Below are 16382 nucleotides of genomic sequence, written 5' to 3' on the forward strand. Positions count from 1 at the left end.
TCCAATCGCGGAAGGCCCGAAGGTCCCCTCCTTTCCCCCGTAGGGCGTATGCGGTATTAGCAGTCGTTTCCAACTGTTATCCCCCTCGACTGGGCAGATCCCTAGGCATTACTCACCCGTCCGCCGCTCGCCACCTCAGRAGTAAACTCCCTTGTGCTGCCGCTCGACTTGCATGTGTTAGGCCTGCCGCCAGCGTTCAATCTGAGCCATGATCAAACTCTTCAATTAAAGTTTTGTTGCTTCCGTCTTGCGACTTCAGCGGCTCAATGAATTCTGATTTTTTGTTTCTCGCACTCCCTATAAAAGAAGGGCTGAAACAAACTGTACATATTACTATGAACACTCATTGTTACATTGATTTAAATTTTTGACTGCCAACCCGAAGGCTAAGCAGTTTCGATTAACTCAACACCTGTGAGTGTCCACACAGATTTCTTGTTTTATCTTGTTAAAGAGCAACTCAATATTCGTAAGAGAACTTGAGTACCAGACTGAGCGCCGAACGCTTCCAGTTGGCTAGGGCTGCGTATTCTACGCATTTCCCGTTTCGCGTCAAGGAGTTTTTGCAACTTCTTGCTACTGTTGAATTAAGTGCTTAAAAGCTAATCAATTCAACCTAACTCGTCAGCTGGCTTTCGCAGTCTGCCGTGTCAGTGGATGCGCATTATAGGCAGCAGGAGATTTTGCGCAACCCCTATTTTAAGGAAATTTGCAGTTAATTCTAATTATCTAATCTAGCCACAAGATACCCACTACTTACCCCCAAAGTTATCCACAAAATAGCGTTTTATCTGTAATTTGGCCCAATTGATTACCAGCGTACAGTATCAAGACAAAGGGATCATGAGCATGAATGCTATCAGATTTAAATGAGAATAACGGCTGCTCGAACCGGAATATCTCACCTCCACTTTTATATGGAGTCGTTTATGGGAGAATGACGGGGAACAACAGAAGAAAATGACACTCTGAGTGTATTTGGCGATGAAGATACTTTACCTATATATAGTAGTTGCCTCCCATCAACACACCATAGAAAGTCGAAACAACGTAATCAGCAATATAAAGAGGGTCTCTTTGATACTTATTCGTTAGTAACTGGCTACATTAGATATCAGCATGTAGTAGCAGTAATAAGTAGTTCAGAGACCATTCAACTCTATTCACCTTAATCCATTACCGAGTTGAGTGGATTAGCTCGCACTCCATAGCAGTTGTCCGCAGTCGGTAAGATCATAGCCACCAAGTAGTGCCGCCATTTGCCTCGAGTGACCACTCGCCAACATAGTAAAAAGTTGTTGAAGCTGACGACGGAAGTAAATGCTTTGCGGCATAACGAAATCGAAAGACTCTTTAATCAGTGGCACGAAACTTAAACCACTTTCCAAAGCCACAGATTGACAACCAAAACCAATATCGGCATCACCCCTAGCGATATAACCCGCCAACTCGCGTTCACTATAGGCAGTTAGCACGACATTAAGTTGATCTAAGCGAGCACCTTGCTTTAACAACCAATGCTCTAAGTGCTGTTGGCTACCTGCGCCCCCCTGACGACTCACCCAACGCCAAGGCAAGTTCACGACTTTATCTTCTTCTTGGCATCTGTGGTGCATATCGGCACGCATGATCAACCCTTGCTGACGGGAGTAACCATGCACCATGATCCATTGTTGATGGTTGTTATAACCTTTAAGTAAAGCTGGGTGGCGAATATTTCTATCCTCCATGCTACCCCAGTGTAAGGTGCACACATCGGCATAACCTTTAGCAAGCAACTCTAACCCTAAGCGTGAACCTGTTGCGCTGTAGCTTATCAACTCACGGCTACCAACTTGCGCCATCAAACGCGCCACCAGCATAGATAATAGTGGATCGTCACTACCAGTGATCAATAAACGGTCGGTCAGCATGCCACTGTGGCAAGAATCCATTACCCAACGGTCGATTAACACTTTCGGAAATAGCCATTTACCGGTGATTTTAGTGGCGGGGAGAATTCTGTCATTAGCCATGGCGTAGACTTTTTTCTCATTAAGATCTAAATACTCAGCCACTTGCTTCGCGCTCATGTAGACCAATTCACTGGCAGACGTCATCTTGTTTCCTTGTCTTATTCTTCGTTACTGCATGTAAGTCTTAGCATTACTGTCTTAGCTAACTTGGGGCTAAGGAGCCGTATTGGCATCAAACTGCAGATTTTCACTACCGTGGTACACCAAAAAGTGACGGCCTTTAGCGCGGGCAATAATAGTAATACCCAACTGCTGCGCTAGTGCTAAGCCCATCTGAGTCACGCCACTGCGTGATAGCAAAATAGGGATCCCCATTTTGGCGACTTTAATCACCATTTCCGAAGTTAAGCGGCCAGTGGTATAAAATATCTTATTATCGCCGCGATCCTGAGTCAGCCACATATCCCCAGCCAAAGTATCTACGGCATTATGACGGCCAACATCCTCGACGAAAGCCATAATTTTATCGTCTTCGCACAAGCCACAACCGTGTACAGCACCCGCATTTTTATAGGTTTCATTATATTCGTTGATATTTTTCAATAAGCTATAAAGGGTGCTTTGCTTAAGACTTGGCGTTGGTAAATTGATGCCGTCTAAATCTTGCATAAAACTGCCATAAACCGTGCCTTGACCACAGCCTGATGTCACCGTTTTTTCGGAGAGTTTCTCATCCAGATCGGCGGTTTGTTCACGGGTAACCACGGCTGCAGAACTCACATCCCAATCGACAATAACCGAGTCCAATAGACTGACATCCGAAATAAAGCCTTGGTTCTTAAGATAACCTAACGCCAGTGACTCAGGTTTCGCCCCTAGGGTCATAAGTGTCACTATTGGTCGCCAGTTCAAATACACGGTAAGCGGACGTTCGCAGGCGACAAATTTATCCAACACTTCCCCGGCTTCATTCACTGCTTTTACAGCAATGGTTAGCGGTACTTCCACTTGAGTTCTCACAAAAGAACACTGATGCTGAGTTTTTTGAGAAGGATTGGCTGCCGCTATTTCGCTATCTGTGCTCATGTTGTTATCAGGAATAGTGATATTTTCAGAGATCATAATGTTACCGCTTAACGAGTCATAGCCAGAGCATAGCAATATTTATACCTAGACATAAAAATTGGGGTTAAATGCGTGATCTGCCGCAATGCTGATTTTTCATTAGCCCTTTTATGTCCCAAACAAAATCCTGTACTGGACAAAATGTCCAATTTATAGGGTGTTTTTGATGATCTAGCTCAAACTAATCCACTATGTTTACTGGCACCAATATTGCAGTGACCTTTTATCGCAATTTGTTGGTAAAACCGAACCGTTCACTCTACGGTTTGTCCATCAACACGGCTGAGACGGAGAGACAATGCAACATACAACTAGTGTTTGGCCTATGTACGTTTCACTCAAGAAAGTAGAGAAGCAAGTTGGCCGCTGGACCTCAGTACAATGGGAAATTGATCACCTACTTCCCGCCACCCATCAAGCCCCAGACGATGCAACCTTAGTGCTACTCGAACTGCACAAAGACGAACGCGCCAGCTATCGCCTCAATCTCGATTTAGATAACGCCATGCTGTATTTAGTATGTGATGAAACGGCCGATGGCACTTGGATACCGGCGGCATTATCGGCGGATCAGAATGTCGCGGCGGGTTGTCTTGAGGGCAATACCCCTGTCCTCAACTTATTGATGCCAAAAGCTATCGCTTGTTGGATTGAAGCCTTTATCACCCAATATGGTGAAGTCGAAATTGCCGCTCATCGCCGTAAACATGTCGATGGCCGTAATAATCAAGGCCCGAGTCACGATCCATTACGGAGGGACTAATGGCTGAATCCATACAAAAAACAGGCGGGCTACTGAGTCGCTGGAACCAACGGCGCGAACAAGTTGCAGCAGAGGAAGCGCGAGCTGACGGGGAAATCACACCTCTGGAGACCATCGTAGCCGAGCCCACTATGGCAGTTGAGCAGCTTCAACCCACAGAGTCAGCCTTTGAACCTAATACTGCAGAGTATGACGATCCTAATCGCATCCTCACTGCAGCGGATTTACCCAATCCCGACGAAATTGAAATAGGCGGCAGCTTTGCAAGTTTTATGGGCGCCAATGTTGACCCTGCGGCTAAATCTGCAGCGCTACGTGCACTGTGGAAACAACCGCATTTCAACGAGATAGATGGGCTTTTGGAATATGCACTCGATTACAGTAATCAACCGAAACTCAGTGCAGAAGTCTCAGCTGAATTGATGCAAAAAGTCTTCCGTTACATAGCCGAAGACAGCGAGACCTCGGATGAAGAATCAGCTGTTTTAGCCAAACAAACTGAAGAAAGCAATCCATCCACGAGTCTTGATGTAAGCGAAACAACAACTCATGAGACTAATGAAGTCGAAGTCGAATGGGCAGCTGAGCCGATAACGGACAATTTGGATGGGGAGACTGATGACCTACCCCAAAATGCACCAGAGCCCTTAGCTCAGGCACATACCCGAGTTGTTTAACGTCAGTTTAGCTAATTTTAATGTCCGTAACTTTGGTATGTGAATTGCTGTACTAAGATATAAAAAAGCTTAGATAAAAGCAGAAAAGGCAATGACTTACTTATTACCAGCCGCCTAAATCTGCCCAGATACAGTAAAACAAGAAACAGCCAAAGTACTGTTCAGGAACGCAATGTGAGCACTTATTTGATGACCAATCAAACCCAAGAAGCGTTAAAACAAGCGCGACAACAGGTATTAACGCAAACTCAGATGTTGCAGAATCTGATCCCGCCAACTGTCAGCTATACCACCGAAGGCAATGTTCTTATTATTGGCCCAGAAGATCTGGCTCGCCTTGCCGCGGACAAATTGTCCACTATGGCCCATAGGGTGATTTTAGCCAACGAAGCCATTACCAGCCAAGATGAAGCGCACCTAGAACGTGTCATGGCGGCGGCAACTGATGTCGAAAGCTATTACAACAAACTCATTGGTGTAAAAGGCTTTTTAGGCCAATTTCAAGTCAGTGTTGAACATCAAGATGGTGCTGCCGAACTCAGTTTAGTGTCAATCCGTAAACCCCATTTCGATATCGTGCTCGATTTGAGCAGCGCAGCTTGTTTGAACTTAGAAATGCTGCCACCCGGCTATTTTTACGTAGGCCAAGACGCTGAAAAACTCGAAGATGCCCTTGCGCAAATTCCCGATCTCATCGGCCAATTTGATAAGCCGCGCTACGTCAAAATTAACCCAGATATCTGTGCCCACGACCGCAATGGCATCAATGGTTGTAATCGTTGCCTCAACTTCTGCCCAGCAGATGCGATCAGCAGTGTCGCAAAGAAAATTGAAATCGATCCATATCTTTGCCATGGCGCAGGCAGTTGTACCAGCGCTTGCCCAACGGGTGCCATCAGTTACGATTTACCTACGCCACAAGCTTTGCATTCATACCTGAACAAAGTCGTTAGCCGTTTCCGCGAACAAGCCCAAACCGCACCGGTGATTTTGTTCCACGATAATGCTGTCGGCGCCAACTTTATTAGCGACGATTTAGCAGGCGACATCATCCCCGTTGCCCTCGAAGAAATTACCGTTGCTAGCGTAGATCATTGGTTGTCAGTACTCGCTTGGGGCGCGCGCCAAGTGCTGCTCCTCAACACAGACGCAACAGCGCCAACCCTAACGCAAATGCTTAAAGGCGAACTGTCGTTAGCCAATAGCATTTTAGATGAAATGGGCCAGCCACAACGCATTAGCCTCATCGACCCGAGCATGCTTGCCGATTTAGATTCGATGCTCGATATCAGCTTAGATTGGCCCGTGATCGTGCCCGCTGTATTTGCGTCGACCACAAAACGCAATACGCTATTTGAAGCGATCGACCACCTCAATAGCCAAGCGGGTGAAATCGATACTTGCCTCAGCCTCAGCAATATTCCCTTTGGCAAAGTCAGTGTGAATGTCGAAAAGTGCACTATGTGTATGTCCTGCGTGGCAATTTGTCCCACGATGGCATTACAAGATGGTGGCGACAAACCTGCACTACACTTCATCGAGCAAAACTGCGTGCAATGCGGTTTATGTGAGGCAGCGTGTCCTGAAAAAGTGATAAGCCTTACGCCACAAATTAACTTTGATAAAGCTGCCCGTCAGCAACAACACACCCTGAAAGAAGAAGCCCCCTTCGAATGTATTCGCTGCGGCTCTCCTTTTGCGACCCAATCTATGGTGCATCGGATGCTGGATATGGTCGGCGCGCACAGCGCATTTTCTGCCAATATTGAACGCTTGAAAATGTGTGGCGACTGCCGGGTAAAAGACATGTTTGAAGACATTCTTCAAGATCCTGAAAAGCAACTGCGATAAGAGATCCGCTATGACCGAATCAGTAAGACAAGTTTCAGAAAACGATCAGTTGAGAGCCGATATCTATCAACTGTTAGCCGCCCTATTGCGCCGTCAGCCAAGCCCTGAACTGCTACACTTTTTGGCTAATCTTGAAATTGATGCCAATGAAGACAACGAGATGACTAAAGCTTGGTTATCACTCCAACTCGCCGCACAGCAGTTCAACAGCGCACAACTAGAAGACGAGTATTTTGCCCTGTTCCTCGGTGTAGGTTGCGGTGAGATCCTGCCCTACGGCAGCTGGTTTATGACGGGCTCATTGATGGATAAACCACTGGCATTGCTACGCCAAGACTTAATGCAACTAGGGTTTGAACGCGAAGACAACGTCAAGGAACCCGAAGATCACGTTGCAGCCCTGTGTGAAGTGATGGGAACCCTGATTTTAGAAGCGCCAAGTTATCGCCAATTGGCTTTTTACCAACGCCATATCGGCAGCTGGATTGGCCGTTTTTGCGACAATTTAGCCAAAGCGCCAAGTGCGGCGTTTTACGCCACGGTTGCACAGCTAGCAAAAGCTTTTTTTGCAATGGAAGCCAGTGCTTTTGAGCAATTAAGCTTAGATATTCCAGTCAATTGCCCAGGCAGCGCAGACTTACAGCCAGCCACCAGCGATTTAGCAAAACCAGTAGAGTTAATGAACTAAGACTAAACTGAGTGATAGCGCGGCATGTGCGTGCTAAATGTAAATGTTAGAGATGAGTTCAAACTGCGAAGGTGAGATTAATGTTTACCTTAGCAACAATAACGGAAGCTTAGGCTTCCACAATAACCGAGGTGGTAGCCGTTTGTACCACCTTATCCAGTAACACAAGGAGACACTATGAAGAAGCCAGCTTCCGACATGGGCCGTCGTCAATTGCTTAAAGCATTGGCACTCGGCAGTGCGGCAGGCGCAGTGGTCACTGTGAGTAGTCAAGCGTTAGCTTCGACAAAAACGGCAGCAACCACAGAGCCTAAAAGTGAGAACTACCGCGAAACCGACCATATTCGTAGCTATTATGCGTCGCTTTAAAACTAAAATAGAGGAGAGTGTGTGATGCGATTAACCCGCAAAACAGACCAGGTTGTCGAAACTAAAGCGCCAGCACTGGGTCTCAATCGTCGTCAATTCTTAAAATCGGCAAGTCTTGCCACAGGAGGGATCGCTGCGGCGTCCATGCTGGGCACAGGCATGATGCGTAAAGCACAGGCCCAAGAAGATATTGGCCACAATGTTCCCACCGAAGTAAAACGTACCATCTGTTCTCACTGTGCCGTAGGTTGTGGTGTGTATGCAGAAGTACAAAATGGTGTATGGACGGGTCAAGAACCCGCATTCGATCACCCGTTCAACGCTGGCGGTCACTGCGCGAAAGGGGCTGCACTGCGTGAACATGGTCACGGCGAAAAACGCCTGAAATACCCCATGAAGTTAGAAGGCGGAAAATGGAAAAAGATCTCTTGGGATCAAGCGATTAATGAAGTCGGCGATAAAATGGCTTCAATTCGTCAAGAGTCAGGTCCAGATTCAGTCTACTTTATGGGTAGCGCTAAGTTCTCTAACGAACAAGCTTATTTATATCGCAAATTTGCGGCACTGTGGGGCACGAACAACGTCGACCATTCTGCCCGTATTTGTCACTCTACCACGGTAGCCGGTGTTGCTAACACTTGGGGCTACGGTGCGCAAACCAACTCAATCAACGATATTCGCAACTCTAAGTGCATCATGTTTATTGGGGCAAACCCCAGTGAAGCGCATCCTGTTGCCATGCAGCATATTTTGATTGGTAAAGAACGTGGTGCTAAAATCATCGTTGTTGATCCACGTTTCACCCGTACTGCAGCGAAATCTGACGAGTACGTGCATATCCGTCCTGGCACAGACATCCCCTTCATTTATGGCCTGTTATGGCACATATTTGAAAACGGCTGGGAAGATAAAGAGTTTATCAAACACCGTGTCTATGGCATGGATCGTATCCGCGAAGAAGTAAAAAAGTACCCCCCAGAAGAAGTTGAACTGGTTGCGGGTGTACCAAAGGCGCAGATGTACCGCGTCGCCAAAATGATGGCGGAAACCAAACCCGGCACCATTATTTGGTGTATGGGTGGTACTCAGCATCACGTGGGTAACTCGAACACCCGTTCATACTGCATGTTACAACTCGCTTTAGGCAACATGGGTGTACCTGGCGGCGGCACTAACATTTTCCGCGGCCATGATAACGTGCAAGGCGCAACCGACTTTGGTTTGTTATTTGATAACTTACCGGGTTACTACGGTTTAACGACTGGCGCTTGGGCCCATTGGAATAATGTGTGGGATCTCGACCCTAATTGGGTAGCGAGCCGTTTCGATCAAGGCGAATATCTAGGACAAAAACCGCAAACCTCTGCGGGTATTCCTTGTTCGCGCTGGCACGATGGCGTGTTAGAAGATAAAACCAAGATAGCGCAAAAAGACAATATTCGTCTGGCGTTCTTCTGGGGACAATCGGTCAACACTGAAACCCGTGGCCGTGAAGTGCGTGAAGCTTTAAATAAAATGGATACCGTCGTCGTTGTCGATCCATTCCCAACCATGGCGGGTGTTATGCACCAACGTCAAGATGGGGTTTATTTACTTCCTGCGGCAACCCAGTTTGAAACCTACGGTTCAATCTCTGCGACTAACCGCTCAGTACAATGGCGTTCTAAGGTCATAGAACCCCTGTTCGAATCCCTGCCTGATCATGTGATCATGTACAAACTCGCCAAAAAAGTGGGTATAGATAAAGAGCTATTCAAGCATATTAAAGTCAATGGTGAAGAGCCTTTGATTGAAGATATCACCCGCGAATTTAACACAGGTATGTGGACTATCGGTTATACCGGACAAAGCCCAGAGCGTTTAAAAATGCACCAAGAAAACTGGGGTACTTTTGATGCTGACAGCCTAGAAGCCCCCGGCGGTCCTGCCAAAGGCGAAACCTACGGCTTACCTTGGCCATGTTGGGGCACACCAGAGATGAAACATCCTGGTACCCAGATTCTGTATAACGAAGCCAAACATGTGAAAGACGGTGGCGGTAACTTCCGTGCTCGCTATGGTGTGGAACATGAAGGCAATAATATTCTTGCCGAAGGTACTTACTCTAAAGGCAGTGAGATCCAAGATGGCTATCCTGAATTTACCGCCGATATGCTTAAGCAATTAGGTTGGTGGGATGACCTGACCGAAAACGAGAAAAAACACGCCGAAGGCAAAAACTGGAAAACTGACATTTCCGGCGGTATCCAACGTGTTGCTATCAAGCACGGCTGTATCCCTTACGGTAACGCTAAAGCTCGTTGTATTGTATGGACATTCCCAGACGATATTCCACGCCACCGCGAACCACTTTACACGCCTCGTCGTGACTTAGTCGCTAAATACCCCACCTACGAAGATCGTATGGTTGCTCGTTTACCGACACTGTATAAGTCAATTCAAGACAAGGATTTTGCTAAAGACTTCCCATTGGCACTCACATCAGGCCGCCTAGTGGAATATGAAGGTGGTGGTGAAGAATCCCGTTCTAACCCTTGGTTAGCTGAACTACAACAAGAAATGTTCATCGAAATGAACCCTGCAGATGCAGCGGATCGCGGTATTCGCGACGGTGACAATGTTTTTGTTCATGGTCCAGAAGGCGCCAAAATCACGGTTAAGGCTATGGTGACACCGCGCGTTATTGCCGGTGAATGTTTTATGCCATACCACTTTGCTGGGGTGTTTGAAGGCGAAAGCCTAGCGAAAAACTATCCAGAAGGCACTGTGCCTTACGTGATAGGCGAATCTGCAAACACCATTTTAACTTATGGCTACGACGTTGTGACTCAGATGCAAGAAACTAAGTCCAGCCTATGCCAAATCAGCAAAGCCTAACCTACTTGATGAGGAGATAAGCCATTATGGCAGTCATGAAATTTCTGTGTGACACCAAGCGCTGCATCGAGTGTAACGGTTGCGTCACTGCATGTAAGAACGAAAACGACTCCGCTCTCGAGTGGGGAATTCAACGTCGCCGCGTGGTGACGATCAACGATGGTCTACCTGGCGAAGCCTCAATTTCAGTGGCATGTATGCACTGTACTGACGCTCCCTGCATGGCCGTATGTCCGGCAGATTGTTTCTACCGTACCGAAGACGGCATAGTGCTGCACAACAAAGATACTTGTATCGGTTGTGGTTATTGCTTCTATGCTTGTCCATTTGGTGCACCGCAATTCCCGAAAAAGACTGCCTTTGGTAGTCGTGGCAAGATGGACAAGTGTACTTTCTGTGCCGGTGGCCCAGAAGAAACCTTCTCCGAAGCTGAGCGTAAAAAATACGGTGCCAACCGTATTGCTGAGGGCAAGTTACCTATGTGTGCTGAGCTTTGTTCTACTAAAGCGCTGCTCGCAGGTGATGCGGAAGTGGTATCAAACATTTACCGTCAACGTATGGCCTCTCGAGGCAATCCTAACGTGATTTGGGGTTACAACCCCAAGACAGGTGAGATTAACTAAGCAGAGCGAGGGTTAGGGAGAAATCCCTAACCTCTGGCAAGGAGTGAAAATGTTAAACAAACAGTTAAACAAATCACTGCGCAGTCTGTTTGCTCTGTTGGTGCTCGTCATGGGATTGGGATTAGGTTCAGTCATGAGCTCAAACCCAGTACACGCAAGTGATCAGCAATCGAGTCAACAACAGGCGAAAGCGCAAACCAGCGATGCCGATCTTTGGCGAGCGGTAAAAGCAGGCGATGCCGGCTACACCACTGCCAAAGGGATAGATACTGGGGTGTTGATTAACGTTGCCGGTAACCAAGGTAAAGAACTGAGAAATGAATACTTAACCCCCGTCATGGCGCTAGCCGTGGTAGGTGTGTTTGGTGCTTTCTTATTGTTTTATCTGGTGAATGGTCCATCAAAACTGAGTCATGGCTTTTCAGGCAAGATGGTTTCGCGCTGGTCAAAGGCGGATCTGTGGATCCATTGGATCATGGCGAGCAGCTGTCTGGCACTGATGTTTACCGGCCTAACCATAATGTTAGGTAAGCATGTCATACAGCCAATGTTAGGCCCCGACCTTTGGGCGCCATTGATCTATGGCAGCAAAACAATCCACGATTGGGCAGGTCCCATTTTTATCGCGGCTTGGGCTGTATGTGTGGTGAAATGGATGCCGTTACAAACCTTCAAGATGTATGATTTGAAATGGTTTTTAGTGGTAGGTGGTTATATCAACTTTGGCCCGTTCAAAGGTAAGCACCCTGACAGTGGTTTCGCTAACGCCGGTGAAAAAATGTGGTTCTGGACCCTGATGTTGTTTGGTTTATTCATCAGCGTATCTGGCATCATGTTGGTATTGCCAGGCTTGGATTTACCCCGCGAAGCCTCTATGGGCGCGCTGCTGATCCACTCTATCAGCGCCATTATCTTGATTGCCTTTACTATAGTGCATATTTGGATGGCGACCGTACTGAGCGAAGGCGGTATGGAGTGCATGAAGTCAGGCTATTGTGATGAAAACTGGGCAATCCAGCACCATAATCTCTGGTATGACGAAATCAAGGCCAACGGCAGCTTAAAGTATAAAGACTAAGTTAAACCGCAGCTTTTACATCCTCAAAACACCCCGCATCGCGGGGTGTTTTTTATTCACACTGTTCCCCTCGCATTAATACCAATCGTATTAAATATATGTTCATTCAGCGGGAGTTCAACGCGCTTTAAACAAGGCGAAGGCTTGAAGGCATAGTGGTGCTCTGTCGAAAGCCTTAAACGCAGTATAAAGCGCGTTGCCATGCCGTTAACATCAGCCGCCCTTCGGGAGCCTCACAGGCATCCCACTCCCGTGTTGCATTGACTTAAAAGGGAATAACCATTTCTGCGTCAATGCGCCTTGGATTGAGATGCCTGTGAGGCTCTGAACTGATTAGATATTTAATGTAATTGGTATAATTCAACAGTACAAAAAATTAACAACTGAAACAGCGAGATACAAAAATCCGCCAACGCCATCCTCCCCAGTAGTTCACTAAACTATGAGCGAGTTAACGCTTTAAGAGAACGGCCGCCGATTTCAGGGCTGCAAACTGTCCTAGATCAATTCCTACTCAACCCTTTCCTACTATATTGCCGTCACGCGCGATGATTGATGGTAAACAAGATGATTTCATTATCTTTTCCGCCGCTAATCTTCACTTTTTGATAACAAGATAAACCCCACAAAAAGCCGTGCGTTCTCAAAAACTAAACCCTAATTTCAGGAGTCAGCATGAAGCAGCAACCCAGCGATTTATCTCGCCGATCTTTGCTCAAAGCGCTCACCGTCGGCAGCGTAGCGGGTGCCGCCATTGCCGCAACCGGCATGAGCGTGGCACAGGCCAGCGAGAGCAGCAAGGTAACCACTAAAGAGTCAAAGGGTTACCACGAAACTGCGCATATCAGCAGCTATTACGATAGCTTGCGCAGCTAATCTAGGAGAAGTCAGCGATGAAGTTAACTCGCAAGTCCAATGTTGCCACAGTGGCAGACAAACCGGCGTTAGGCATCAGCCGTCGTCAATTTATGAAGCACGCAGGTATCGCCACAGGTGGTATTGCCGCAGCATCTCTGATGGGCACAGGCATGATGCGTCGTGTCGAAGCCAAAGAAGTGCCGCATGATGCGCCAATCGAAATCAAACGTACTATTTGTAGTGCCTGCGCCGTCGGTTGTGGCCTGTATGCCGAAGTACAAAATGGTGTGTGGACGGGCCAAGAACCCGCATTCGACCATCCATTCAACGCTGGCGGTCACTGCGCGAAAGGTGCTGCACTGCGTGAGCATGGTCATGGTGAAAAACGCCTGAAATATCCAATGAAATTGGTTGATGGCAAGTGGAAAAAAATCTCTTGGGAAGATGCTATTAACGAAGTGGGCGACCAAATGCTCAACATTCGTAAAGAATCTGGCCCAGACTCAGTGTACTTCATGGGTAGCGCTAAGTTTTCTAACGAAGGTTGTTACATGTACCGCAAGTTGGCGGCTATGTGGGGCACAAACAACGTCGACCATTCAGCTCGTATTTGTCACTCTACCACGGTAGCCGGTGTTGCTAACACTTGGGGCTACGGTGCGCAAACGAACTCTTTCAACGATATCCAGAATGCTCATGCCATCTTCCTGATCGGGGCAAACCCAGCAGAAGCGCATCCCGTTTCGATGCAACATATTCTGATCGCTAAAGAAAGAAACAACGCCAAAATCATCGTCGTTGACCCACGTTTCTCTCGCACTGCAGCGCATTCAGACTTGCATTGTGCAATTCGCCCAGGCACTGATATTCCGTTTATTTACGGTATGTTATGGCACATTTTTGAAAATGGTTGGGAAGATAAAACCTTTATCAAGCACCGCGTTTTCGAGATGGAAAGTATCCGTGCTGAAGTGAAGAAGTTCCCACCTAAAGAAGTCGAAAACATCACTGGCGTGAGCGAAGCCGAGGTTTATCAAGCGGCTAAATTAATGGCTGATAACCGTCCTGGCACTGTGATTTGGTGTATGGGTGGAACTCAACACCACGTGGGTAATGCCAACACTCGCGCTTATTGTATTCTGCAATTAGCACTGGGCAACATGGGCGTTTCAGGTGGCGGCACTAACATTTTCCGTGGCCACGATAACGTACAAGGCGCAACTGACTTAGGTTTGTTATTTGATAACTTACCCGGTTACTACGGTTTGACCTCAGCAGCATGGAGTCACTGGACCCATGTTTGGGATCTGGACATGGCATGGGTGAAAGGTCGTTTCGATCAAACAGCCTACCTTGGCAAAGATCCAATGACGACACCGGGTATACCTTGTTCTCGTTGGCATGATGGTGTGTTAGAAGATAAGAGCAAGTTAGCACAGAAAGATAATATCCGTATGGCGTTTTTCTGGGGACAATCTGTCAACACTGAAACCCGTCAACGTGAAGTGCGTGATGCCTTAGACAAGATGGATACAGTCGTCGTTGTCGATCCATTCCCAACGATGGCAGGTGTTATGCACCGTCGTAAGAATGGCGTATATCTGCTGCCTGCGGCAACTCAGTTTGAGACTCACGGTTCAGTATCTAACTCAGGCCGTTCTATCCAGTGGCGTGAGAAAGTCATCGAACCACTGTTCGAGTCTAAAACCGACATCGAAATCATGTACCGTTTAGCCCAAAAACTGGGTATTGCCGAGCAGTACACTAAACGCATCGCGATTGAAAATGGTTTACCTGTGATTGAAGAAATCACCCGTGAAATCAACCGCGGTATGTGGACTATCGGTATGACAGGTCAAAGCCCTGAGCGTATCAAGTTACACACCCAAAACTGGGGCACTTTCAGCAACAAGACGTTGGAAGCCGCAGGCGGCCCAGCTAAAGGCGAAACCTACGGTTTACCTTGGCCATGTTGGGGCACACCAGAGGCTAAACACCCTGGCACTCAGATCCTTTATAACCAAGCCAAACACGTTAAAGACGGCGGTGGTAACTTCCGCGCCCGTTACGGTGTTGAATATAAGGGTCAAAGCATTTTAGCCGATGGCACTTATTCTAAAGGCGCTGAAATTCAAGACGGTTACCCAGAATTTACTGCCGATATGCTCAAACAATTGGGTTGGTGGGATGATCTGACGGCGGAAGAAAAAGCGGAAGCCGAAGGTAAAAACTGGAAAACAGATTTGTCAGGCGGCATAGTGCGCGTGGCGATCAAGCACGGTTGTATCCCCTTTGGTAATGCTAAAGCTCGTTGTATTGTTTGGACTTTCCCTGATCAAGTCCCTGTACACCGTGAACCGTTATACACAGCACGTCGTGACTTAGTGGCGAAATACCCAACCTATGACGACATGCAAGTACACCGTCTCCCTACGCTGTATAAGTCTATCCAAGACAAAGACATGAGCGGCAAGTATCCGCTGGTACTGACATCGGGTCGTCTGGTTGAATACGAAGGTGGTGGTGAAGAATCTCGCTCCAACCCTTGGCTGGCTGAACTTCAACAGGAAATGTTCGTTGAGATAAGCCCTGCCGACGCTGCCGATCGCGGCATTCGTAACGGTGAAGACGTCTGGTTAGAAGGCGCCGAAGGTAGCCGTATTAAGGTGCAAGCCATGGTTACCCCAAGGGTAAAACCCGGCGTTACCTTTATGCCATACCACTTTGCGGGTGTGATGCACGGAGAAAGTTTAGCGCCTAATTATCCAGAGGGAACAGTGCCTTACGTTATTGGTGAATCTTGTAACACTGCGCTGACCTATGGTTATGACCCTGTGACACAAATGCAGGAAACCAAGGCATCACTCTGTCAGATTGTTAAAGCGTAAGTGCAGCTTAAGCTAGGAGAATTGCCATTATGGCTACAATGAAATTTTTGTGTGATACCAAGCGCTGCATCGAATGTAACGGTTGTGTCACTGCCTGTAAAAACGAAAACGACTCCGCTCTCGAATGGGGTATCCAACGCCGCCGCGTAGTGACAATCAACGATGGTCAACGTGGTGAAGCCTCAATCTCTGTCGCCTGTATGCATTGCTCAGATGCACCTTGTATGGCGGTTTGCCCAGCAAACTGCTTCTACAGAACCGACGATGGCATAGTGCTACACGACAAAGATGCCTGTATTGGTTGCGGTTACTGCCTGTACGCCTGTCCATTTGGCGCACCTCAGTTCCCGAAAAAAGGTGCCTTTGGTAGCCGCGGTAAGATGGATAAATGTACCTTCTGTGCCGGTGGCCCAGAAGAAAACCACTCAGATGCAGAACGCCAAAAATACGGTTCAAACCGTATTGCCGAAGGCAAACTGCCTATGTGTGCAGAACTGTGCGCGACTAAAGCCCTGTTAGCAGGTGATGCCGAAGTGGTTTCAAGCATCTTCCGTGAGCGTGTGGCTTATCGTGGTGCTAAAAACGCGGCTTGGAATTAATTCAGGTCAACAGGATCTGTCCACAGACTTA

The 16382-nt window shown here is 47.5% G+C and carries 13 protein-coding genes and 1 rRNA gene; 11 read left to right on the forward strand and 3 right to left on the reverse strand.

Annotation, left to right across the window (positions count from 1 at the left end):
* The 3 genes from L5M40_RS11270 to L5M40_RS11280 form a co-directional block, all read right to left on the reverse strand.
* Positions 1-228 (reverse strand): 16S ribosomal RNA (locus tag L5M40_RS11270); the annotation flags it as partial.
* Positions 229-1193: 965 nt separating this feature from the next.
* Positions 1194-2099: a helix-turn-helix transcriptional regulator gene (locus L5M40_RS11275; protein ID WP_006083558.1), complete on the reverse strand. Its 906-nt coding sequence runs from the start codon at positions 2097-2099 to the stop codon at positions 1194-1196.
* A gap of 69 nt (positions 2100-2168) precedes the next feature.
* Positions 2169-3041, reverse strand: a complete 873-nt coding sequence (locus L5M40_RS11280; RefSeq protein ID WP_113940335.1) for a formate dehydrogenase accessory sulfurtransferase FdhD — start codon at positions 3039-3041, stop codon at positions 2169-2171.
* A gap of 337 nt (positions 3042-3378) precedes the next feature.
* Here L5M40_RS11280 and L5M40_RS11285 point away from each other — a divergent pair, with 337 nt between their 5' ends.
* From L5M40_RS11285 to fdh3B (L5M40_RS11335), 11 genes are all read left to right on the forward strand, one after another.
* Positions 3379-3843, forward strand: coding sequence for a DUF3305 domain-containing protein (locus L5M40_RS11285; protein WP_105250549.1), 465 nt, complete (start codon positions 3379-3381; stop codon positions 3841-3843).
* Positions 3843-4520: a DUF3306 domain-containing protein gene (locus L5M40_RS11290; protein ID WP_263175632.1), complete on the forward strand. Its 678-nt coding sequence runs from the start codon at positions 3843-3845 to the stop codon at positions 4518-4520. Before L5M40_RS11285 ends, L5M40_RS11290 begins: the two co-directional genes overlap by 1 nt.
* 189 nt (positions 4521-4709) lie before the next feature.
* A complete protein-coding gene (locus tag L5M40_RS11295) occupies positions 4710-6371 on the forward strand; it encodes a 4Fe-4S binding protein (RefSeq protein WP_263175705.1) in 1662 nt (553 codons plus the stop codon).
* A gap of 10 nt (positions 6372-6381) precedes the next feature.
* Positions 6382-7059 (forward strand): molecular chaperone, encoded by a 678-nt coding sequence (locus tag L5M40_RS11300; RefSeq protein WP_113940321.1) that lies wholly within the window; start codon positions 6382-6384, stop codon positions 7057-7059.
* Positions 7060-7236: 177 nt separating this feature from the next.
* On the forward strand, positions 7237-7428 hold the full coding sequence (locus tag L5M40_RS11305; RefSeq protein WP_113940320.1) for a twin-arginine translocation signal domain-containing protein: 192 nt from the start codon (positions 7237-7239) through the stop codon (positions 7426-7428).
* A gap of 24 nt (positions 7429-7452) precedes the next feature.
* A complete protein-coding gene (locus L5M40_RS11310) occupies positions 7453-10305 on the forward strand; it encodes a formate dehydrogenase subunit alpha (protein ID WP_105250554.1) in 2853 nt (950 codons plus the stop codon).
* A 26-nt stretch (positions 10306-10331) separates the two neighbouring features.
* Positions 10332-10928 carry a formate dehydrogenase FDH3 subunit beta gene (gene fdh3B, locus L5M40_RS11315; RefSeq protein ID WP_006083566.1) on the forward strand — a complete coding sequence of 199 codons (597 nt, stop codon included), beginning with the start codon at positions 10332-10334 and terminating at the stop codon, positions 10926-10928.
* Positions 10929-10977: 49 nt separating this feature from the next.
* On the forward strand, positions 10978-12006 hold the full coding sequence (locus L5M40_RS11320) for a formate dehydrogenase subunit gamma (RefSeq protein WP_113940318.1): 1029 nt from the start codon (positions 10978-10980) through the stop codon (positions 12004-12006).
* Between the two features lie 675 nt (positions 12007-12681).
* Positions 12682-12882: a twin-arginine translocation signal domain-containing protein gene (locus L5M40_RS11325; protein WP_253989766.1), complete on the forward strand. Its 201-nt coding sequence runs from the start codon at positions 12682-12684 to the stop codon at positions 12880-12882.
* A gap of 17 nt (positions 12883-12899) precedes the next feature.
* Positions 12900-15752, forward strand: coding sequence for a molybdopterin-dependent oxidoreductase (locus L5M40_RS11330; protein WP_263256675.1), 2853 nt, complete (start codon positions 12900-12902; stop codon positions 15750-15752).
* A gap of 29 nt (positions 15753-15781) precedes the next feature.
* Positions 15782-16351, forward strand: a complete 570-nt coding sequence (gene fdh3B / locus L5M40_RS11335) for a formate dehydrogenase FDH3 subunit beta (protein ID WP_105250558.1) — start codon at positions 15782-15784, stop codon at positions 16349-16351.
* Positions 16352-16382 lie beyond the last annotated feature (31 nt).

The sequence above is a fragment of the Shewanella sp. SM68 genome (genome assembly GCF_025653925.1).
Classification (GTDB): Bacteria; Pseudomonadota; Gammaproteobacteria; order Enterobacterales; family Shewanellaceae; genus Shewanella; species Shewanella oncorhynchi.

Excerpts from the sequence above, each read along its gene's own strand:
- L5M40_RS11275 (WP_006083558.1), bottom strand. The coding sequence starts at position 2,099 with ATGACGTCTGCCAGTGAATTGGTCTACATGAGCGCGAAGCAAGTGGCT.
- L5M40_RS11280 (WP_113940335.1), bottom strand. The coding sequence starts at position 3,041 with ATGAGCACAGATAGCGAAATAGCGGCAGCCAATCCTTCTCAAAAAACT.
- L5M40_RS11285 (WP_105250549.1), top strand. The coding sequence starts at position 3,379 with ATGCAACATACAACTAGTGTTTGGCCTATGTACGTTTCACTCAAGAAA.
- L5M40_RS11290 (WP_263175632.1), top strand. The coding sequence starts at position 3,843 with ATGGCTGAATCCATACAAAAAACAGGCGGGCTACTGAGTCGCTGGAAC.
- L5M40_RS11295 (WP_263175705.1), top strand. The coding sequence starts at position 4,710 with ATGACCAATCAAACCCAAGAAGCGTTAAAACAAGCGCGACAACAGGTA.
- L5M40_RS11300 (WP_113940321.1), top strand. The coding sequence starts at position 6,382 with ATGACCGAATCAGTAAGACAAGTTTCAGAAAACGATCAGTTGAGAGCC.
- L5M40_RS11305 (WP_113940320.1), top strand. The coding sequence starts at position 7,237 with ATGAAGAAGCCAGCTTCCGACATGGGCCGTCGTCAATTGCTTAAAGCA.
- L5M40_RS11310 (WP_105250554.1), top strand. The coding sequence starts at position 7,453 with ATGCGATTAACCCGCAAAACAGACCAGGTTGTCGAAACTAAAGCGCCA.
- fdh3B (WP_006083566.1), top strand. The coding sequence starts at position 10,332 with ATGGCAGTCATGAAATTTCTGTGTGACACCAAGCGCTGCATCGAGTGT.
- L5M40_RS11320 (WP_113940318.1), top strand. The coding sequence starts at position 10,978 with ATGTTAAACAAACAGTTAAACAAATCACTGCGCAGTCTGTTTGCTCTG.
- L5M40_RS11325 (WP_253989766.1), top strand. The coding sequence starts at position 12,682 with ATGAAGCAGCAACCCAGCGATTTATCTCGCCGATCTTTGCTCAAAGCG.
- L5M40_RS11330 (WP_263256675.1), top strand. The coding sequence starts at position 12,900 with ATGAAGTTAACTCGCAAGTCCAATGTTGCCACAGTGGCAGACAAACCG.
- fdh3B (WP_105250558.1), top strand. The coding sequence starts at position 15,782 with ATGGCTACAATGAAATTTTTGTGTGATACCAAGCGCTGCATCGAATGT.